Source organism: Methylomonas sp. 2F7, assembly GCF_057126975.1.
Genome location: NZ_CP195203.1, coordinates 2,147,256 through 2,167,463 on the forward strand (window position 1 = coordinate 2,147,256; position 20,208 = coordinate 2,167,463).

Here is a 20,208-nt window from a genome sequence, read left to right on the forward strand (position 1 = left end):
TATATATGAGCAAACGTCAACGAGGCCAAAGCCAGCAAACCGCGGCGGCGCAGGCAGCTATTTCTGAACGGTCTGGCCGCAGGATAGAAAAAGGGGAGCGCGTATCAATTCCGGGTGAACGCCATTGGCGAACGCGTGAAGATCCTTTGGAATCTATTTGGCAAAAGGAATTGGTGCCTCTGTTAGAAAAAGAATCGCAGCTCACCGGCTTGACGCTTTGGGAATATCTGGAAGATGAGCATGCTGGGCAATTTCCCTTCAGTGTCTTGCGTACTCTGCAGCGCCGCGTCAAACACTGGAAAGCCACCCAAGGCCCTGAGAAAGTGGTGATCTTTCGCCAGTCAGTGCCTGCCGGTCAGCAAGGCTTATCGGACTTCAGTCATCCGAACACGACCATCACCCTCCAGGGCAAAGTCTTTACGCATCTGTTGTACCAGTTCCGCTTTGCCTACAGTGGCTGGCGGTATGTGCAGATTGTGTTGGGCGGTGAAAGTTATTCGGCCTTGGCCGATGGCCTGCAGTCAGCATTAATGCTGGCCGGCGGCAGTCCACTTGAGCATCGTACTGACAGTTTAAGTGCGGCGTTTAATAACCATCGAGATGAGCAGACACTCACCCAGTCTTATGAGGCGCTCTGTACGCATTATCGATTACGGGCCACCCGCAATAACTGCGGCGTCAGCCATGAGAATGGCGCTATTGAATGTGCTCATGGGTCCTTCAAGCATCGCCTGGATCAAGCCTTAAAGCTCAGAGGGAGTAGCGATTTTGCTGACATCAAAGCCTATCAAGCCTTTCTTGATCACGTGTCTGAACGGTTAAATAGACGGTGCCAAGCCCGGTTTAGAGAAGAGCAATTAGCCTTACAGCCCTTGCCGGGTGGGCGATTTATGGATTATAGCGAGCTCAGCCTGAAGGTGACGAGAAGCAGTACCGTAGAAATTAAACGCGTGTTGTATACCGTGCCTTCACGGCTGATTGGCGAGCACGTCCGGGTGCATGTATACCATGATCGCTTGGTCATGTTTGTCGGCCAAGCCTTAACCGCAACACTCCCGCGTATTTATCCGAAAGCCGGTCAAGAACGTGCGCGACGCATTGATTACCGGCATCTTATCCATAGTTTGTCTGCCAAACCACAGGCCTTCCGGTTTTTACAATTCCGTGATGATTTGTTACCCACCGACATTTATCGCCAGTTATGGCTGCATAGTGACCGACAATTAGATGCCCGAGAGGCCTGTAAATGGATGGTGGGCGTACTGAGAATCGCTATGGATCATGATTGCGAAGAACGTTTGGGCCATGAGTTGCTGACGACTATCGAACAACATCAGCCACTGCCCAGCCTTAAGGCCTTACAGGAACGTTATTTAGGTCAGCACCCTGTGCCTTCGATACCCGCGCGGCAACATGACTTAGGCAGCTATGATCATCTGTTACAGGGTAGTTGGCATCAACCGGAGGTCGGTTATGCCTGAAACCATCGAGTTATTGCTCAAGCAGCTCAGACTGCCTACCTTTATCCGCCATTATCAAAGTCATCAAGAACAGGCGCTTGCCAAAGGCTATGGCCATGTCCGCTATTTGTCGGGGTTGTGTGAACAGGAAGCGGCTGATCGTTATCAAAAACGCGTGCAAAAATGGACTCGAGAAGCGGGTTTACCGGCGGGGAAAAGCTTCGCTAACTTGAATCAGGCAGAACTCAGCACCGCCGTGCAGCAACAGATTGCCGCCTTGAAAGATCATACGGACTGGGCTCATCGTGCCGGTAACGTCTTATTGATCGGCCCGTCGGGTGTCGGTAAATCGCACATTGCCGCCGCTATTGCCCATCAACTCATCGAACAAAACGTCCGTGTGAAATGGTTCTCAGCGGTGGCACTGGTGCAAAGCTTGCAGCAAGCCAAGCGGGACCTGGACTTAATGACCGCGATGACACGCCTGGATAAATATCAAGTGCTGATTGTGGATGATATTGGCTATGTCAAAAAGACCGATGCAGAAACCCAAGTGCTCTTTGAATTCATTGCCCATCGGTATGAAAGTGGCAGCTTGATCATCACGTCAAACCAGCCCTTCAGTCAATGGGATCACATCTTTCCAGACACCATGATGACGGTTGCAGCGATTGACCGCATTATCCACCACGCCACCATTATTGAAATCGAAGGAGAAAGCTATCGGAAAAAACAGCGTGTAAAAAAATAACCCATTATTTTTAACAAAAACCGGCCAGGGTAATTGACGTTAAACCGGAAAAGATAATTGACGCCGGACAAGGGTGTAAGAATTTTTGTGTAAACGGCCCTGAGGTAGGAAACTACCGATCCTGACAAGGAGGAAACCATGACCGTATCATCAAAAGCCATACCGGATGACCTACTCGACGCCTTGATGTCGCACTATCAAAAACCCGAGGACCTGATCGGTGCCAATGGTCTGCTGAAGCAGTTGACCAAAGCGATAGTCGAACGGGCCCTGGAAGCGGAAATGACCGCGCACTTGGGCCACGGTAGGCATGAGGCGGTGACCAACGCCAGCAGCAATGCCCGAAACGGCAAAAGCCGGAAAACGCTGAAAGGTGACTTCGGCGACTTGCCTATCGAGATTCCCCGCGACCGTCATGGCGAATTCGAACCGCAGATCATTCCTAAGCATCAACGGCGCTGGACCGGTTTCGACGATAAGATCATTTCGTTATATGCCCGAGGACTGACGGTACGGGAAATCCAAGCCCATTTATTCGAGCTTTACGGCACCGAGGTATCCCCCACCTTGATTTCCTCGGTGACCGACGCGGTACTCGAAGAGGTGGGCGTCTGGCAAAGCCGCCCGCTGGATCCGATTTACCCGATTGTGTACCTCGACTGTCTGCATACCAAAGTGCGCGATAGTGGCAGCGTGCGGGTCAAGGCCGTCTATCTGGCCATCGGTGTCAATCTGGACGGCCACAAAGAAGTGCTGGGGCTGTGGATTGCCCAAAGCGAAGGCGCCAAATTTTGGTTGCAAGTGGTCACCGAGCTCAAGAACCGTGGCGTCAACGACATCTTTATCGCCTGTGTCGATGGTCTGAAGGGATTTCCGGAGGCTATCGAAACCGTGTTTCCCAAAGCGGCCGTTCAACTGTGTATTGTCCACTTGGTCCGTCATAGCCTCAACTATGTCAGCTACAAAAGGCGCCAGTCGGTTGCCGACGACCTCAAGCAGATTTATCGAGCCGCAACGGCGAGGGAAGCCGAGCAAAAGCTGACCGAATTCGAGGCCAACTGGCTGGAGACCTATCCCACGATCGCCCCCATCTGGCGACGAAACTGGGGGCACATCATCCCTTTTTTTGACTATCCGCCCGAGATTCGCAAGGTGATCTACACCACCAATACCATCGAATCGGTGAATCGAAGTCTGAGAAAAATCATGAAAAACCGCGCGGTCTTCCCCAGTGATGACGCCTTGTCCAAACTGCTCTATTTGGCGTTGCGCAATATCAGCCAAAATTGGACCATGCCCGTCTACGATTGGAAAGCCGCTTTGAATCGGTTTAGTATTCAGTTCGAAGATCGCTTCCCTAGCCATTAAACCAAACTACCGTTTACACAAAATTTGGGACACTCCCGAATATTCAGGGAAGGTAACTTCTAAAAACTAAAGGAAACGCTATTCTCCGAGAAACCCATAAGGTCAGAGACTTCTTCTTGACTATGGCATAATTCAGTAGCGATGGCTCCTCGTCGCGACAATCAGGAAATATAAATGTATTCGTCAGATGATGAAATCGGCATTATCACTGCCTTCGTGGAGCAATTGGAAGAGCAGTCCATTCCGCGCGCGTTGGCCGTTAAAAAAAGAGTGGAAGATGGTGATACGTTAAACGAGATTGAAATCATGCATTTTGAACAAATGCTTTCAGAAGCCAGCACCATGATGCCACTCCTAAAGCACCACCCTGAATATCAAAAATTGATCGCTGAATTAGCCAATTTGTACAACGAAATTTCGGCACGCGCTTTGAGTAACCAGTTAAACGGTAAAATGTAAAAAGACGATGCTCTGAATATAGATAAGCTGTGATTTAGGCGCACAAAAAAGCCGGGCGTACCCGGCTTTATGGAATTGCAACGCTTAAACGGCTGCTATTCGAAAGAAACTTCTTCCAGGCTAGCCAAGCAGCCTAGTCCTCTGGCAAATTCTTGCAATTCGCTAGCCATATGAAAATTAACGATGGAGTTCGTCTTTAGATCCACGACGGCGTATTCGACAATCGTATCGTTGTTCTGTAACCTCGGCTTGTACTTCAACAACTTCTTCGACTCCTTGGCCAGCTTACGATTTAGCCGAGTGGTTAGCGCGCGAATTGAAACCAATTTTTTCATATCCGATCTCCATACGTTAAAACGGAATTCGCAGTATAAGTGATTTTGACGGTTTTATGACAATGCCCAACAAAAAGCCTGAGACTCTTAACACAATGTTTGGATTGTGCAGCTTTAACTATGGCATCGAAACTGGCGGGAAAATTAACTGGCTAGTCCGGGCAAAATCGATAATATAGCGCGATGTTGTTTTTATTATTAACCCGGCTTTTAAACAACGTTCGCCCTGAGCCTGTCTAAGGGCACACCCGCTTAGGCTTCGACGAGTTCAGTCCGAAGGACATGCCATTGATAAATAGGGCCGGGTTACTAAATCCGGCGGAGCCGCTTCCGCGCTAACCATGAGGGCTGATATGTCTGAGCAAACCAAGGCTTTTCAATCACTATCTTCTGAAAGCGAGGAACGCGCGCCTATCAGGTTTTGGCTGACCAGCGCTGACCAGCAGGCGTTGTTTGACCAGCAAGCCAGCCAATTCGAATTTAACGATAATACCGCTGATTTGCCGGTAATAGCGCTCGATACCAACCCTAGTTATCAAACCATTGACGGTTTTGGCTTCTCATTGACCGGCGGCAGCGCGATGCTGATTGCTGCGTTACCCGACGCTGACAGGCTGGCTTTGTTGCGTGAGCTGTTTTTGCCCTATGGCGACGGAATCGGCGTCAGCTGTTTGCGGCTAAGCATCGGCGCTTCTGATTTAAGCGAGCGTTGCTTTAGCTATGACGATATGCCCGACGGTCAGACCGATTTGGAACTTGCCCGATTTGATCTGAACGCCGGCGATACGGATGTTATTCCGCTATTGCAGGACATTCTGGCGCTCAATCCAACGCTCAAAATTATCGCTACCGCCTGGTCGGCACCGCGCTGGATGAAAACCAACCAGGCGTTTATCGGCGGTAAACTCAAGCCGGAATACTATGCGATTTACGCCGCTTATTTGGTCAAATACCTACAAGCCATGCGCGAGCGCGGCATCGTGATCCACGCCATTACCCCGCAAAACGAGCCGCTGAATCAAAAGAACGAACCCAGCATGGTCATGGAAGCGCCGGAGCAGGCCGAATTTATCAAAGATCATCTCGGTCCGGCGTTACGCGATGCGGGTTTAGCCGACGTGGAGTTGTTTTGCTGGGATCACAATTGCGATGTGAAAGAATACCCGTTGACCGTATTTGCCGACGCCGACGCGCGGCAATATCTGAGCGGCTCGGCCTGGCATTTGTACGGCGGCGATATTTCGGTGTTATCGGAAGTGCATCAAGCCTATCCCGACATGAAATTGTATTTCACCGAACAATGGGTTGGCTCGGATGGTGAGTTTGGTGGGGATTTAATGTGGCACGCCCGGCACGTGTTGATCGGCTCGTTGCGAAACTGGAGCAGGGCAGTGCTGGAATGGAACTTGGCGTCCGACCCGTTTTGCGGCCCGCATACGCCGGGCGGCGAAGCCCGCTGTGTGGGCGCTTTAACCATCGACGGCGACCAGGTCACGCGCAATGTTGCTTATTACGTGATTGCTCACGCGGCGAAGTTCGTGCGGCCTGGTTCAATTAGGATTAATTCCGGCGACCAAAACGACTATTTACCTAACGTGGCCTTCCTCACCCCTGAGGGTTCTGTGGTGTTGATCGTCCTTAACGACAACGCCGACCCGCAAGCGGTTGCCATTCACTATCAAGGCCAAAGTGCGGTCGTTGAGTTACCGGCCAGAGCGGTGGCTAGCTATGTTTGGGCAGCCTAACGGCGCGTCATCCAAGCAACACGTCGACCCGACTGAATTGACCTAAACGCAGCGCTTCTGCCAAGGCCCCCGTAATCGAACCTGCCGTTAGCGTCTGCTTAGTGCCGTCCCGGCCGAATAACTGGTATTGAATCGGTTTGACGGCCTCATGACCAAAGGTATCACGGCGCTGCGGATTGAGGTAAACCAGTAGCGTCGAGCCAAACAGCGTGCAGGTCGCGCTATCTGCAGTTAATGTTTCAGTCTCGGTGAACGGGGTGACATTTTGTGCTTCGTGGGTAAAAAACGTGGCTGCCAACAGCGGTGCCGGTTTAAACGCCAATCGGCCATCCTCAAGTACAAACGGTGTAGGTCCCACAAATAAATGCGTCCACAGGTGCAAGAACTCCACGGTAGCGCCGGATAATCGGGCCACGCAGCCGCGTCCGTGCTGGCGCGCATCGATTGTAAAACCGCTGCTGACCAAAAAGCTGGAGTTTTCGATGGGATTGCGTTTGTATTCGCCCGGGTCGTGAAAAGGTACCAATAGTGATTCGATGTGGGCATAAAACTCATCGACCAAGCCTGCTCGCACCAATTCCAGCACAAACTTGTAATGCATATGCAAAAAGATCGAACCGTTCTCCAGCCAGCCGTAGTTGAATACGCCAATGCGGCCTAAGTCCAGCGCGTTATCGCCCAAGGGTTCGTTGACCCGGTACATGTCCAGTTTGCGATCAAACAACTCGGAGTTTTGCACGGCTTGATAAATTGTCTGCGCCTGTGTCGGATCGGCGATGCGTAAGGCATGCACAAAGCCTTCCAGGAATAAAGGCAGCTGTTTTTGCCGAAAACGAGTTACTTCCAAGCCACCGGTCTCCAGTTCCCGGTATTGCTCCGCATCGTAAGCAAAATAGGTCACAATGCCTTTAGGTGTGCGGGCTTTATCTATCGCGGTATCCAGATAATTTGTCACCAAGCTCAGGAAGGTTTGGATGTCGCCAAGCGCGAGTGCTTGTTCGGCACCGGCAAAGCCCATGAATACCTGTTCCCGATAGGCTTCTTTTAGCGCGCCGCTTTCCTGCCAGAACAGCTCCGGCGTCAAATCAGTGCGGGTTAACAAGTTATGCAACGCTGTCACAAAGTCCGCCAATTCGACGGGCACTGCGCAAGCTGCATCTAATTGGTCCAGCGCTGTGCGAGTGAAATCCACCAGACGCTTCAGTTCAATGGTTTCATTCACCGACGAACCCAAAATCCCAGGCAAGCCGTTCAAGGCATCGCACCAACCTGGTCTATCCGCTTCCATCTCGATGCCCACGCCGGCCGGATCCAGCGTAGCCAGCTTGTTGGCGACCAGCGTTAGAATTTTGCCTAATAAACTGGTGTAGACAATCTCGCCTTGGCCGGCTTGCGAACGCGCTTGATAAGGGCGCTGCTTGCGGGATTCGATCAGCACCTTTTTCTCCGGATGATACTGTACGGCGTTGTATTGACGTACGCCGTTTGCGGTCACCACATACTTTTGTGCGCGCGGCGCCACCCTATGCGTGGGGTCGAAAAAGCTGTAGGTCTTGTCCTGAAATAAACCGGCAAGCCTATCCGGATAAATTGCTGCGTAACTAATCAATAAATCCACCAGATAGGTCCAATGATCCGACCAGTAGCCTCGGTCGAATTCGGCATCCTCCACTTCCCGGGCTTGCGCCAAAATAGCGGTCAGAATGGCCTCTGCATCTGTCGCCGTTTCCAGCACTTGCGCCAGCTCGGCGAATTTAAACGCTTTGCCCAGTAAAGCTTCCAGCGTGGGAAAGCGCGGAAAATACTCTGCAAAATCGTGCGGCGCTTCTAAGACAAACCGGGAGTTGCGCAACGAGCAGGGGTTATAGCCGTCCGGCTGAATCAGATTGAAAAAATAGCGAATGTTCTTAGCGTCCAAGGCCGGATCGAAGAACAGGTCCATGCGCCGATTTTGCAACACATCGCGAAAGTCGCCGTTGCCTTCGGAATAGGGTGTGTCTTGCAATAAAAAATCGTTGTAATCCCGCTCCAAGTCGCCATGCTTCCGGCCAAACAAATATAAATGCGCGCCGCCGGGTACTGGCATGGAAAAGCCGCCGCGCAAGCCGTTGTCCAGATAACATTGCCGGGCATGGGCATCGAATAGCGGCTTGGCGGTGGCGGTAAAAGCCTTTTGGCTGATGTCGTTCACCAAGCGGCGATTGACTTCGCGTTTGCTCTCAAAATAGTTCGGTTGAGCGGCTTCGATAATGAATTGATCCAAAATATCACGGGAGCCGGCATGACCGTAAACCCCATAAAACACCCGGCTTTCGCCGGGTTGCAGCGATAGCGTCAGATGTTGAAACGCCGCCGGCGTTTGATTGCCGCTAACCTGCTCGGCAAAATCCAGCGGCTGGTCGGAAAAAAACCGTTCCGGTTGAGAAAAATCCCCGGCCAAACCAAAAATCCGCTCGGGATCGACAATGGATTGATTGTGCTGGCCATCCAAAAAGCCGACGAAGAAATTGCCGGCAACCACCGGCTCCACCTGCGGGCTGTCGGTGGGCCAGACTTTCAAACGGTAAAACGGCAGATTCTCCGCCACGCCCTCTACGCGCATAAACGCTTCCGAGGTGCGGCTCATGAATTTAAGGATCCATTGATTCATGGCGTAGGGCAACACTTGCGGCAAGCCATCGACGATCTCGATCTGTCTGGCTTTATCGGAGGAGTTGACGATTTCCACCCGACGTAGCAAACCGGCCACCGGCGCTTCGGCTAAGGTGAATACGTCGGCGCGCAAACACAAGCCGAGTTGGGGATTCATTTCCTCAACCCCCACTTCGTGCGGCGTGACAAACAGGCGTTGCGACACCTCTGGCCCGGCGCCGCGCTGAAACGGTTCGTAATTTAGAGCTTTCTCGCCATCGCCGATTTTTAGGAAGGTGCGGAAACCCCGAGACGGTGTCAGTTGATAAGCCTTATCCGCCGGAAAAAATTCCAAAAACGCACCGTCCTTATTCCGAACCCCAAAACTAGCAATCGCCTGCCCACGATTCACATAAAACACCCAAGCCGGCCGGCCGCGCATGCCGGCAATCCCTGGCAAGAAACTTGCGAAAGGCGCGCAGTCGTTGTATTGCTCGATGACGAAACAGTTTTCGCCGGCGTGGAAATAGTTAGGCTGGGTCATGGTAGCGTCATCGTGGTCAAATAAAAATACGGCAAATCTGGCATTAGACAGCCGTGCCGGAATTGCATCATAGGCAATAAATTAGGTTTTCAGAAACCAAAATTACTTGACAAGAATAGGTGGGTTGGTAGCGATTGTTATATAGAAATTCGATAAGAGCTTCGCGGTGAGATAGATTTTGAAAATAAACTACGTCCCTGTAGAAATGGTTATAAAATTTCAAGAGACATTTATAATCACGCGGTAACGCAAATGCCGACCAAAATCACGCCAGGTGAAACGAACGTCCCCTGGACAATTGTCCTGCCAAAAGCAGACGCAGGGTTCGGTGAGATTACGAACCGCACCAATCACGGACTATTAGGTGTACATTGTTTACCGAATTCTGCCGGGCTTTAGAACTCGTGGTTCAAGTTTTACCGGGTGGGGCAAAGCAGAGGGATTTTTCATGACAAATCGAAACACACAAAAAAACTATCTCGCAGCACCAGACAACTTGCAGCGCCTGACAGAAAAATTTAGGGATGGTTTAGATGAATGGCCCGATGTAAAAAATGAACCCAAGTTAGTCAGTTTTGGAGGTGAGGAAAAACCGGTATTGAAAGCCTCAGTACATGAAATTCTTGAGTATGCAAAGGAGTTTACTGAATTGTGGCGACCGATACCTGAAGAACAGAAAAATGATTTTGTAGGCTGGGTAGAGCAAAGCGAAACCCAGCAAATACCTTCAAATATCCAAGTTTCTTTATATTGACACGACTCTTTGGATTAGAAAAATCAAACACTTCCAAGCTGGGTTTCATTGTCATTCAACCAGCCTACCACTGTAAGTCTTTCTTATATAACTTGCATTGATGGGTTTCGCTTTGCTCTACCCATCCTACTTTCGCTAATTCACCCGTTTACAGTCACCGGCAAAACTCCGGGCGTTGTCGTCCGAGGGATATGATCGACTATTGGACAAGACTGGTTTCCAGCTTGTCGGGTGTGTCAGTGGATTCCAACCAACCGCCGCCCAACGCCTTGTAGACCGCGGTTAAGGCGGTAGCGGTGGCGGTTTCGCTTTGGGCTAATTGGCTTTGGTCCTGCAATAAGCGAAGTTCGCTATCCAGCACGGTCAGAAAATCCGCTATGCCTTCCTGATAACGCAGATGCGCCAGTTCCGAGGCTTTCTCGCTGGCCTGCGCTGCCGCTAGTAAGGAGCTGCGGCGGGCGCGTTCTTGCCTATAGTTGACCAAGGCGTTTTCGGTTTCTTCCAGAGCGTTGAGTACGGTTTGTTCATACTGCGCCAGGCTGGCTTCGGCGCGGGCGTCGGCGGCCTCGATGCGGGCGTAAACCCGGCCTAAATCAAACGCGGCCCAGCTGATCTTCGGGCCAACCGAATAGGTCTCCGATCCCGGTGCGACCAAGCCGGACAGGGTGCTGGCTTCTAAAGACAGACTGCCGACGAACGTGACGCGAGGAAATAGATCGGCGGTGGCGACGCCGATTCTGGCGGTGGCGGCGGCCAAACTGCGTTCGGCGACGCGAATATCCGGCCGGCGGCGCAGGAGTTGCTCCGGGTTGCCGATTTGGATGGCATCCGGAGCTTTCGGTAAGGGTGCTGACTGCACCAAGGTTGTGGTCAAGGCGTCCGGCATTTGCCCGGTTAATACGCTGAGTCTATGGATGGCTTGCGCTATCGCGCTTTCCAAACGCGGAATAGTCGCTTTGGTGCTTTCCAATTGCGCCAGTGCTCTGGAAGTGTCTAACTCGGTGCCGCGACCGTTCTCCAGTTTCACTTGGGTCAGTTCCAGGGTTTGGGCCTGGTTGTCGGCATTTTTTTGCGCGACGGCCAACTGGTTTTGCAGGCCGCGCAATTCAAAATAATTCCGGGCTGCTTCGGCAATCAGGCTGACACCGATGTCGCGTAGACTGGCTTCCTGGGCCTCCACTTCATCGTTGCTCGCTTCGACATTGCGCCGCACGCGCCCAAAGAAATCGATTTCCCAGGAGGCATCGAAGCCGGTGTTATAGAGCTTCAATTCTCGCGGAAACACCCCCGTGCGGTTATTAAATGCGCCGACGCTGCGTTTTTGTTCGGTGTAATTGGCATGCGAGGTGACGGTGGGTAACAGGTTCAAACCGGTTTCCAGATACAAGGCGCGCGCTTCGGCCAGATTGGCGCTGGCGGCTTTTAGCTCGTAGTTGTGGTTGATCGTGTTGTCGATCAAGGCGCTTAATTCTGGATCGTTGAACAATTTCCACCACTGCTCCTCTATGCCGCGCTCGGAGAATTCGGCCGGTTGGGCGTTGGCAAAACTCGCCGGCAAATCGGCAGTGGTCGGCAATTCATAATCCGGGCCGACCGCACAACCGCCTAATAGTAAACCGATCAGACCAATCGCATTGCGGAGGCTATACCGGTGTATTGATACGCGCTGACTCATTTGGGTGCATCCATTGAAGGTTGATGAGTAGTTAAATCGCTGGCTGTGGGGCGGAGGCGTTGGGCGATGGCTTGCACCACCACATAAAACACCGGTGTCAATAACAAGCCGAACACGGTGACGCCGATCATGCCGCTGAACACCGCCGTACCCAGCAGGCGCCGGGATTCGGCGCCGGCACCTTGGGCAATCACCAAAGGGAACACGCCCATGATGAAAGCGAACGATGTCATCAAAATCGGCCGCAAGCGTATGCGTGATGCTTCCACGGCGGCGTCAAAACGGTTCAGGCCACTTTCTTGCCGTTGTTTGGCAAACTCGACGATCAAAATAGCGTTCTTACTCGCCAGCCCCACCAGTACGATGAAGCCGATTTGCGTGAAGATGTTGTTGTCCATATGGCTCAGCCAAACCCCGGTCATCGACGACAAAATACACATCGGTACGATCAAAATCACCGCAAACGGTAGTGACCAGCTTTCGTATTGCGCGGCCAAAGCCAGAAATACGAAGATGACGCTGAGTGGAAACACCAGCATCGCTACATTGCCGGCCAAAACCTGTTGCAAGCTCAGTTCGGTCCATTCGAAATCAAAGCCCGGCGGCAATTCTGCGGACAGCAGTTTGCTCATGGTGTCGATGGCCTGGCCGGAACTGATGCCGGGTAGGGTGCCGCCGTTGATTTCCGCGGCCGGGTACATGTTGTAGCGGGTGATTTTATCGGGGCCGGCGATTTCTTTCACCTCGCTGACCGCGCCCAAGGGCACCATGCCACCTTGGCGGTTTTTGGTTTTTAATTGGTCAATATCACCCGGTAGCATCCTGAATGGCGCATCGGATTGCGCGGTGACTTGGTAAGTGCGGCCGAAGGCATTGAAGTCGTTGACGTATAAGGAGCCCAGATAAATTTGCAAGGTGTCGAAGACATCTTTCAACGGTACATCCATCGCCTTGACCCGGGTTCTATCCACGTCCACAAACAACTGTGGCACGCCGGATCTAAACGTGCTGAACAGACCCACCAAGCCGGGCTGTTGATTACCCTTGCCCAGCATTTCATTGGTAACGCGCTGCAATTCGTCCACGCCGGCGTTGTTTCTGTCCTCAATTTGCAGTTTAAAACCGCCGACAGAACTCATGCCGCGAATCGGCGGTGGAGCGAATACGGCGATGCGGGCGTTGGGGATGACGCTCAGACGTTGGGTGAGGTCTTTAACGATTTCGTCGGCATGCAATTCTGGGTGGCCGGCCCGGTCGGTAAATTCACCTAAGCGCGCGAACATGGTGGCCACATTGGACTGATTAGCCCCGCTGAGCACCGACCAGCCGGCGTAGGCGTTGACGTGCTGCACGCCTTGGGTATCCAGAATGATCTTGCTGGCTTGCTGCACCACATCCTGGGTACGGGCCAGAGAGGCTGCATCGGGCAATTGCGCGTACAGAACCAGGTAGCCTTGGTCCTGTTGCGGAATAAAACCGGTCGGTACTTTCTCAAATGCCAGGAAGTTCAAGCCGTTCAGGCCGAAATACAGCACCAGGACCACAGCGGTGATGCGGATCAATCGGCCGACCAAGCGCGAATAGCCCAGGCTGAAGCGCTCGAAAAAGCGGTTAAACGCGCCGAAAAACCAGCCGAACAGTTTGTCGAAGACTTTGGTAAAGGCGTCTTTATTGTCGTGAGCGCGGTCCAGCAGCAAGGCGCATAATGCCGGGCTCAGCGTCAATGAGTTAAACGCCGAAATAACCGTGGATACTGCAATGGTCAAGGCGAATTGTTTGTAGAACGCGCCCGATACTCCGGTGATGAAAGCCGTGGGCACGAATACCGCCACCAACACCAATGCCGTGGCGACCACCGGTCCCACCACCTCGGACATGGCCAAGCGTGTGGCTTCGCGAGCATGCAGGCCTTCGGCGATATGCCGCTCGACGTTTTCCACCACCACGATGGCGTCGTCCACGACGATGCCGATAGCCAGCACCAAGCCGAAAAGCGACAGGGTGTTTAAGGAAATCCCCAAGGCTGACATTACCGCAAAGGTGCCGATCAACGAAACTGGCACCGCCAGCAGCGGGATTACTGCCGCGCGCCAGTTTTGCAGGAACACTATCACCACCAAGACGACCAGCAGCAAAGCTTCGAATAGGGTCTCGACCACCGCGTCTATCGATTGCTCCACGAAGACCACTGTGTCGTACACCAGTTTGTAATCCAGGCCTTCCGGGAAACGGGTCTTCAGTTTTTCCATCGCCGCCATCACCGCATTTTTTGTGTCGATGGCATTGGAACCGGGTAGTTGGAAAATTGCCAGGCCGACTGTTTCGTCGCCGTCCAAATACAAGCCGGAATTGTAATCCTTGGCGCCCAGTTCGATGCGCGCTACGTCTCTCAAGCGGGTGACTTGGCCGTTTTCGCCTTGCTTAATAACAATCTCGCCAAATTGCTCGGGGGTGCTGAGGCGGCCCAACGTGCTGACGGTGTATTGGTATTCGGCGCTGTTCGGCGAGGGTTGCTGACCGACCACACCGGCCGCCACTTGCACGTTTTGCTCGCGTACTGCGGTCACCACTTCGGCGGCGGTTAGGTTGCGGGCGGCGATGGTTTGCGGATTGAGCCACAGGCGCATGCTGTAATCGCGGGCGCCGAATAGCAGAATATCGCCCACACCGGGCAAACGCGCCAAGGTGTCACGGATTTGCAGCAGTGCGTAGTTACTCATATAGACGCTGTCGTAGCGTTTGTCCGGCGAAACCAGGTTAACCACCAGACTTAAATCCGGGCTGCGCTTTTTCACGCTCAAACCTTGGCGACGCACTTCTTCTGGCAACTTAGGTTCGGCCAGTGCCACCCGGTTTTGCACCAAAACCTGGGCTTTATCCAGATTGGCACCGGGCTTGAAGGTGACGGTCAAGGACATCGCGCCGCTATTGGTGGACTGCGACGACATATACAGCATGTCTTCCACACCGTTCACTTCCTGCTCGATCGGCGTTGCTACCGTTTCCGCGACTACTTTGGCATTGGCGCCGGGATAGTTGGTGCTGACCACGACCGTGGGCGGAGCGATTTCCGGGTATTGGGCAATCGGCAGGCCGATTAAGGCCAGACTGCCGACCAACACGATCACAATCGACAACACCGCCGCGAATATCGGCCGGTCGATAAAAAAATGACTGAATTTATCCATAGCTTATTGCGCTCCCGGCACAGCGAGAGTGATGCGCTCCGGATTGACTTTGGCGCCGGGTTTGAGTTTTTGCACGCCTTCCACTACCACCCAATCACCGGCTTGCACGCCGCTGCGGATCACTCGCAACTCGCCGATGCGCGAGCCTGGGGTAACTTGACGGTACTCGGCTTGGTTGTCCTGGTTGATGACCCAGACAAACCGCTGCGCCTGATCGGTGCCGACGGCGCGGTCGGGCACTAACAGGGCAGGGTACGATGCCGAGGCTTGCACCCGCAACCGCGCAAAAAAGCCGGGGCTGAGCAATTCGTCCGGATTGGCGAACACGCCGCGCAAGCTCAGCGTGCCGGTAGCGGCATCCTCGCGCGGGGCGATGTAATCCAGTTTGCCTTGATGCGGAAAATCGGTTTCGTCGGCAACCGCCAGTTGCACCAGCGTACCTTTCAAATCGGCGGCACTTTGGCCGTGTTGCTGGGCATGCCGACGATAACGCAATACCGATTGTTCGTCGGCATCGACGTAAACGTATACCGGATCGATGGAAACAATATTGGTCAGCATAGTGTCGTCGGCTTTGACTAAGTTGCCGGCGGTGATCATCTCGCGGCCGACTCGTCCGCCGATTGGCGCGCGGATTTCGGTGTATTCCAGATTTAATTTTGCGGTGTAGACGTTGGCTTCCGCAGATTCGACCGCAGCCGCCGCTTCGCGCAAGCCTTTGGTGCGCATGTCGTATTCTTCCGCGGAAATCGCTTTGGCTTTGAACAGGTTTTCGGCGCGGCTCAAATCGTTTTTCGCTAGCTCGCGTTTGGTTTTGGCGCGCTCCAGTTCCGCTTGCGCGTAATTAAGCTGGGCTTTCAGCGGTTTAGGGTCTATCTGAAACAGCAAGTCGCCTTTCTTGACTTTGGCACCGGCGGTGAAATTGACGGAGTCTAAATAACCGCCGACTCGGGCGCGAATGTCCACCGAGTTGATCGCTTCGATCCGGCCAGTGTATTCGTCCCATTCGGTGGTTTCCCGGCTCAGGGGCTGCGCGATTTTCACATTGGGCGGCGGTGGCGCGGCTATTGGGCCGGCAGGGGTTACAGCATCACCACAGCCAGCCACAGCCAGTTGCAGGATGACGCCGGCCACGCCGAGTTTTAACCCACTCCGCAACGCTTGGCGATGCATTTGCCCTGGAAAATTAGCCGCAACCGGCGATGAATGGGTCTGTTTGTCTGCAAGCGTCATGCGCGCGTTTTTTGCCATTGCCGTACTGCCTAAATCGTCGGTTAACTGAAAATGGTAATATCTATTACCGTTTAGTCTAGGTTATCATCTTCACCCAAGTCAATTCATTTCGCGAATCACACAGCATGGTCAAATGTGGACGTCCCTGTAAGGGCGATGAGCAGCAAAGTCGGGATCGATTACTCGATGCGGCTTTGCAACTTTTCCTGGAAAACGGTTACGGCAACCTGAGTATGGAAACTATCGCCCGCGATGCGCAGGTATCGCTGCGTACGATCTATAGCCAATTCGGTGGCAAGGCCGGTTTGTTCGGCGCATTGATCAGGCGTTGCAGCGATCAATTTATCGGTAGCCTGTCCGACGATTGCGAATTGGAAGAGGCGTTGACGAATTTTGCCCGGCAGTTTTTGTTTCGTATTACCCGTCCGGATGTATTGCGGATGCGGGCGATATTGATCGGCGAATCGCCGCGTTTTCCTGATCTGGCGACACAGTTTTATGAACAAGGACCACGCCGGACTCTGGGATTGTTAGCGCAGTTTTTTATGCGCCAGCAACAGGCCGGCTTAATCACCGAAATGGACCCGTATTTCCTTGCCGACCAATTCATCAGCGCCGTGCGTGGCGAACGCTTACAGCGGTTACAGTTGGGTTTGGAGCCGACACCCGACGAAACGGAGATAGACGCTTGGGTGCGTCAGTCTGTTGGCTTGTTTTTGCAGGGGTGTCGGGTAGCCCGTTAACGCATTTCATGTGCCGCGCAAGCGGCATCCGTCAAAACTCGCCGTCAATCCATTGGCAACGGGGTTCCCACTTTCCCTGCGGTGACGATCATTTAGGCCAGGTTGTAGTGGTCTACTTTGTTCGGACACCGAGATAGGTTGTTGGTCTGCCATTTTCATCTCATAGCCATTCAGCGGCAAGGAGCCCGATGACGAATGCAAGCGCCAATTGTTGTAGAAATTAAGGATATAGTCGGTCACGTCGCGGATGGCCTCGGCGTGGTTGGCATATTGGCTACCTTGGTCGGAATGCACGATCACGCCCAGCGGTGGTCTGCGCTGAGCAATGGCAATCCGGAAGGCCGTGTAAACCGATTCCGCCGGCATGTTGAGCGCCATAGCCGAGCCGACGATTTTGCGCGAATACAAGTCCAACACGACCGCCAGCTTATACCCAAGGGCATAAGCAGCCAACCGCTCCGGCTCCGCAGGTAAGTGATGTCCGAGACCCAGGCTCGGTTAGCGCCGGTCTGCTCAAACCGGCGATCCAACTGACGCGCCCGAATTAAAGGTTGAGATTTTTTGCGTTCGACTAATTTTTTTTATCGACTATATTATTTCCATACCGTTTTTGGGGTCTGATCGGATCCGATACTCTCCGGCCCCTGAGCCAAACGGTTATGACCGAACGGCTATATTGTACGGGCACACCAATCCGCATCGGGTAACCAAAGATAGGCCAGGGCAGTCGTTATTTGCCTCGCGGCCTAAATAAAGCGGACAGGCGACCATTTCCATTCATGTCAGCAATTGAAATCGTATGCAACCGACCCTAAGAAATCGCAAACTCATCCGGATTCGGCTCAGTGCCGCTGCCTTAGCTTTCCTAATCAGTTGTCTGGCTGCCGGACAAGCGGCTGAAGTGGTTCCAGAGGCGGGGTCGATTCTACGAAATATCAAACCCGAACCGATTTTGCCTGGCGACTCGAAAGTCCCGTTCGAAATTTCGGAGCAACCGGCGCCTGCCGGTGAAGGCGATATCCGCATCCAAGTCAAGGGTTGGAAAATCAGCGGCGCCGAGTTGATTGGCGAAGCTGAACTCCAGGCATTTCTGAAAGACCAGATCGGCAAGGACTTGAGCTTGGCCGAACTGCGCAAAATCACTCGCGATATTGCGGAGTATTACCAGCAACGTGGCTTTTTCGCCCGCGCGGTATTGCCCGCTCAGCAAATTCGCGACGGCATCGTCGAAATTCTGATCCGCGAAGCCAAATTAGGCAAAGTCGAGGTCGACGACCCGGCCGCCACCTACCGAAACGACATTCCCCGACAAACCATGTTGGCGGCTCAGCCGGCAGGGGACGCTTTGCGATTGGCCGATATGCAACGCGGCATCCTCCTGCTGAACGATCTGACCGGCGGCACCATTTCTTCCACCTTGAAGGCCGGCGAAAGAGCCGGCGAATCCGACCTGCTGCTGAAAATCGACCCCAGCAATTTAATCAGCGGCTCTGTAGATTACAGCAATACCGGCGTGCGCTCGGTCGGCATGAACCAATTCGGCGGATCGCTAAACCTGAATAATCCCTTGCTCCTCGGCGATCTGGCCTCGTTACGCGTTCAAGGCGGCAGCGGTAACGTTTATGGCCGAGTTGCTTATTCGCTGCCGGTAGGCTACTCCGGGTTGCGGATTGGCCTGGCCGCGTCCGCGCTGGATTATACCCTAGGCGAACCCTTTCAGTCGTTGGACGCCCAAGGCTCGGCGTGGACCGGCGGCACCTTCGCAACCTATCCGTTGCTTCGCGGTGTGAGCACGAATCTTTACGTTGTCAGCGGTTTCGATGATCGCCACTACTACAATACCAGCCTTGGTAGCGTGGTCAGCGACAAGGAAGTGCAAAGTGGTTACCTCGGCCTGAGCGGCGATCATCAGGACGACTGGCTAGGCAGCGCGGTAACGCTATTCGGCGCAACAATGGTAGCCGGCAACCTGGATTTGTCGGGAAGCCCGGTCGACCAAATTCAAAACCGGGCCACGGCCCGCGCCGGTGGTGCCTATCAAAAGTTCTCGCTTAACGCCTCCCGTCTACAAAGCCTGACCGACAAATTACGCTTCTATGCCGGCGTCAGCGGACAACTGGCCACTAAAAATCTGGATTCTTCCGAAAAGTTCAGTCTGGGTGGCCCCTTTGGCATCAGAGCTTATCCAGTCAACGAGGCCCTGGGCGACGAAGGCTATCTGATGAATTTCGAACTACGGTACGAGGTTTACGAGCATGTTGAGTTGGTCGGCTTCATCGACCATGGCGGTATAACGCTGCACAACGATCTATGGCCGAATGCCGCCGAAGGAGGCCCTAACCATTACACGCTCAGCGGCGGCGGCGTCGGAATCAACTGGGTGGTACCCGGCAATTTCATCATCTGCGGCAGCGTCGCCCAACGCATAGGCGCCAACCCAGCCCGCTCTGGAGACGGCAACGATTCGGACGGTACTTACAAAGCGCCTCATTTTTGGGTCAGCTTGAGCAAAGCGTTTTAAACGTCTTCAGTTTCCATTTTTCCTCCAACTCAACCGGCGACACCAACGTGGATAACCAATTGCTATTTTACAAACGCATCGTCAGCCTGAACCCCGCCGCTCACGGCCGGTTGCATATCGCGCCGTCCGAAGACGTCGGTTACGCGCGAGTCAGTAACTCGGTGCCGCTGATTGGTCCGGAATTCAGCGAAGCCGGCAAGGAATATCCGATCGCTTTCGCCAAAGCCGGCGACGGCCAATTCGTTCCGGTCGCGGTGCTGGGCTTGAACGACGGTGAAAACCTGTTCGTCAACGGCGCCGGTCGCTGGATCGGACATTACATACCAGCCTTCGTCCGCCGATACCCGTTCGTACCCGCCGAGCAGGCCGAAGACAAGCAATTGGTCGTCTGTTTTGACGAGACTAGCCCGCGTTTTAACGAAACGGCCGGTGAGCCGTTGCTGGTCGACGGCGAACCGTCGGCTTACCTGCAACAAATCATCGGCTTTTTGCGGGAGTTCCACGCCGAATCGCAACGGACCGCGCAATTTGCCGCCACCTTGCACGAATTGGACCTCTTAACCGAACGCCGGGCCGATGCGGTATCACCGAGCGGCGAGCGCTACTCGTTATCAGGTCTTTGGGTCGTGGACCAGGCGCGCTTCCAAAAAATCGGTAGCGATGCGTTGGACAGCCTGTTCCAAACCGGCTGGTTGGGATTGATCTATCTGCACTTGGCGTCGTTGAGCAATTTTGCCCGCCTGTTGGAACGCAAAGCCGCCGCAAGCACCGAAAAACCGCACTGATTCGAGAGGACAGTCT

14 protein-coding genes and 1 pseudogene are annotated in these 20,208 nt (G+C 53.6%); 9 read left to right on the forward strand and 6 right to left on the reverse strand.

Annotation, left to right across the window (positions count from 1 at the left end; all coding sequences use genetic code 11):
* The first annotated feature begins 5 nt into the window (after window positions 1-5).
* The 4 genes from istA to ACR64Q_RS09810 all read left to right on the forward strand — a co-directional run bounded on the left by istA (window position 6) and on the right by ACR64Q_RS09810 (window position 4,038).
* The gene (istA, locus tag ACR64Q_RS09795; RefSeq protein ID WP_409521147.1) at window positions 6-1,481 is read left to right on the forward strand and encodes an IS21 family transposase; all 1,476 of its coding nucleotides are present in this window, start codon (window positions 6-8) and stop codon (window positions 1,479-1,481) included.
* Window positions 1,474-2,211: an IS21-like element helper ATPase IstB gene (istB, locus tag ACR64Q_RS09800; protein WP_313732341.1), complete on the forward strand. Its 738-nt coding sequence runs from the start codon at window positions 1,474-1,476 to the stop codon at window positions 2,209-2,211. The genes istA and istB overlap by 8 nt, the downstream gene beginning before the upstream one ends.
* Window positions 2,212-2,349: 138 nt before the next feature.
* Window positions 2,350-3,579 (forward strand): IS256 family transposase, encoded by a 1,230-nt coding sequence (locus ACR64Q_RS09805; RefSeq protein ID WP_483823316.1) that lies wholly within the window; start codon window positions 2,350-2,352, stop codon window positions 3,577-3,579.
* Window positions 3,580-3,753: 174 nt separating this feature from the next.
* Window positions 3,754-4,038, forward strand: a complete 285-nt coding sequence (locus ACR64Q_RS09810) for a hypothetical protein (RefSeq protein ID WP_026600656.1) — start codon at window positions 3,754-3,756, stop codon at window positions 4,036-4,038.
* 95 nt (window positions 4,039-4,133) lie between these two features.
* On the opposite strand, the gene ACR64Q_RS09815 is transcribed toward ACR64Q_RS09810, so the two are convergent.
* Window positions 4,134-4,373, reverse strand: coding sequence for a hypothetical protein (locus ACR64Q_RS09815; protein ID WP_026600657.1), 240 nt, complete (start codon window positions 4,371-4,373; stop codon window positions 4,134-4,136).
* A gap of 353 nt (window positions 4,374-4,726) precedes the next feature.
* Here ACR64Q_RS09815 and ACR64Q_RS09820 point away from each other — a divergent pair, with 353 nt between their 5' ends.
* Entirely contained in the window at window positions 4,727-6,118 is a 1,392-nt protein-coding gene (locus ACR64Q_RS09820) for a glycoside hydrolase family 30 protein (protein WP_026600658.1), read from the forward strand.
* Between the two features lie 7 nt (window positions 6,119-6,125).
* Here the strand turns inward: ACR64Q_RS09820 and ACR64Q_RS09825 are convergent, their stop codons facing one another.
* The gene (locus tag ACR64Q_RS09825; RefSeq protein ID WP_313734500.1) at window positions 6,126-9,293 is read right to left on the reverse strand and encodes a hypothetical protein; all 3,168 of its coding nucleotides are present in this window, start codon (window positions 9,291-9,293) and stop codon (window positions 6,126-6,128) included.
* 364 nt (window positions 9,294-9,657) lie between these two features.
* On the opposite strand from ACR64Q_RS09825, the gene ACR64Q_RS09830 reads away from it, so the two are divergent.
* Window positions 9,658-10,047, forward strand: coding sequence for a hypothetical protein (locus ACR64Q_RS09830; protein WP_483823317.1), 390 nt, complete (start codon window positions 9,658-9,660; stop codon window positions 10,045-10,047).
* 199 nt (window positions 10,048-10,246) lie between these two features.
* On the opposite strand, the gene ACR64Q_RS09835 is transcribed toward ACR64Q_RS09830, so the two are convergent.
* From ACR64Q_RS09835 to ACR64Q_RS09845, 3 genes are read right to left on the reverse strand one after another with little or no spacing between them, the layout of a single operon-like run.
* Entirely contained in the window at window positions 10,247-11,722 is a 1,476-nt protein-coding gene (locus ACR64Q_RS09835) for an efflux transporter outer membrane subunit (protein WP_313734502.1), read from the reverse strand.
* Entirely contained in the window at window positions 11,719-14,910 is a 3,192-nt protein-coding gene (locus tag ACR64Q_RS09840) for an efflux RND transporter permease subunit (protein ID WP_313734503.1), read from the reverse strand. Before ACR64Q_RS09840 ends, ACR64Q_RS09835 begins: the two co-directional genes overlap by 4 nt.
* Window positions 14,911-14,913: 3 nt before the next feature.
* Entirely contained in the window at window positions 14,914-16,161 is a 1,248-nt protein-coding gene (locus tag ACR64Q_RS09845) for an efflux RND transporter periplasmic adaptor subunit (RefSeq protein ID WP_313734504.1), read from the reverse strand.
* Between the two features lie 107 nt (window positions 16,162-16,268).
* On the opposite strand from ACR64Q_RS09845, the gene ACR64Q_RS09850 reads away from it, so the two are divergent.
* Window positions 16,269-16,886 carry a TetR/AcrR family transcriptional regulator gene (locus ACR64Q_RS09850; RefSeq protein ID WP_313734505.1) on the forward strand — a complete coding sequence of 206 codons (618 nt, stop codon included), beginning with the start codon at window positions 16,269-16,271 and terminating at the stop codon, window positions 16,884-16,886.
* Window positions 16,887-17,069: 183 nt separating this feature from the next.
* Here ACR64Q_RS09850 and ACR64Q_RS09855 read toward each other — a convergent pair.
* Window positions 17,070-17,416, reverse strand: a pseudogene (locus ACR64Q_RS09855) (DDE-type integrase/transposase/recombinase); the annotation flags it as partial.
* 269 nt (window positions 17,417-17,685) lie between these two features.
* Between ACR64Q_RS09855 and ACR64Q_RS09860 the strand changes: the two are divergent.
* Entirely contained in the window at window positions 17,686-19,407 is a 1,722-nt protein-coding gene (locus tag ACR64Q_RS09860) for a ShlB/FhaC/HecB family hemolysin secretion/activation protein (protein WP_313734506.1), read from the forward strand.
* Window positions 19,408-19,454: 47 nt separating this feature from the next.
* Window positions 19,455-20,192 carry a SapC family protein gene (locus ACR64Q_RS09865; protein ID WP_026146733.1) on the forward strand — a complete coding sequence of 246 codons (738 nt, stop codon included), beginning with the start codon at window positions 19,455-19,457 and terminating at the stop codon, window positions 20,190-20,192.
* Window positions 20,193-20,208: the final 16 nt, after the last annotated feature.

Excerpts from the sequence above, each read along its gene's own strand:
- istA (WP_409521147.1), top strand. The coding sequence starts at position 6 with ATGAGCAAACGTCAACGAGGCCAAAGCCAGCAAACCGCGGCGGCGCAG.
- istB (WP_313732341.1), top strand. The coding sequence starts at position 1,474 with ATGCCTGAAACCATCGAGTTATTGCTCAAGCAGCTCAGACTGCCTACC.
- ACR64Q_RS09805 (WP_483823316.1), top strand. The coding sequence starts at position 2,350 with ATGACCGTATCATCAAAAGCCATACCGGATGACCTACTCGACGCCTTG.
- ACR64Q_RS09810 (WP_026600656.1), top strand. The coding sequence starts at position 3,754 with ATGTATTCGTCAGATGATGAAATCGGCATTATCACTGCCTTCGTGGAG.
- ACR64Q_RS09815 (WP_026600657.1), bottom strand. The coding sequence starts at position 4,373 with ATGAAAAAATTGGTTTCAATTCGCGCGCTAACCACTCGGCTAAATCGT.
- ACR64Q_RS09820 (WP_026600658.1), top strand. The coding sequence starts at position 4,727 with ATGTCTGAGCAAACCAAGGCTTTTCAATCACTATCTTCTGAAAGCGAG.
- ACR64Q_RS09825 (WP_313734500.1), bottom strand. The coding sequence starts at position 9,293 with ATGACCCAGCCTAACTATTTCCACGCCGGCGAAAACTGTTTCGTCATC.
- ACR64Q_RS09835 (WP_313734502.1), bottom strand. The coding sequence starts at position 11,722 with ATGAGTCAGCGCGTATCAATACACCGGTATAGCCTCCGCAATGCGATT.
- ACR64Q_RS09840 (WP_313734503.1), bottom strand. The coding sequence starts at position 14,910 with ATGGATAAATTCAGTCATTTTTTTATCGACCGGCCGATATTCGCGGCG.
- ACR64Q_RS09845 (WP_313734504.1), bottom strand. The coding sequence starts at position 16,161 with ATGGCAAAAAACGCGCGCATGACGCTTGCAGACAAACAGACCCATTCA.
- ACR64Q_RS09850 (WP_313734505.1), top strand. The coding sequence starts at position 16,269 with ATGGTCAAATGTGGACGTCCCTGTAAGGGCGATGAGCAGCAAAGTCGG.
- ACR64Q_RS09860 (WP_313734506.1), top strand. The coding sequence starts at position 17,686 with ATGCAACCGACCCTAAGAAATCGCAAACTCATCCGGATTCGGCTCAGT.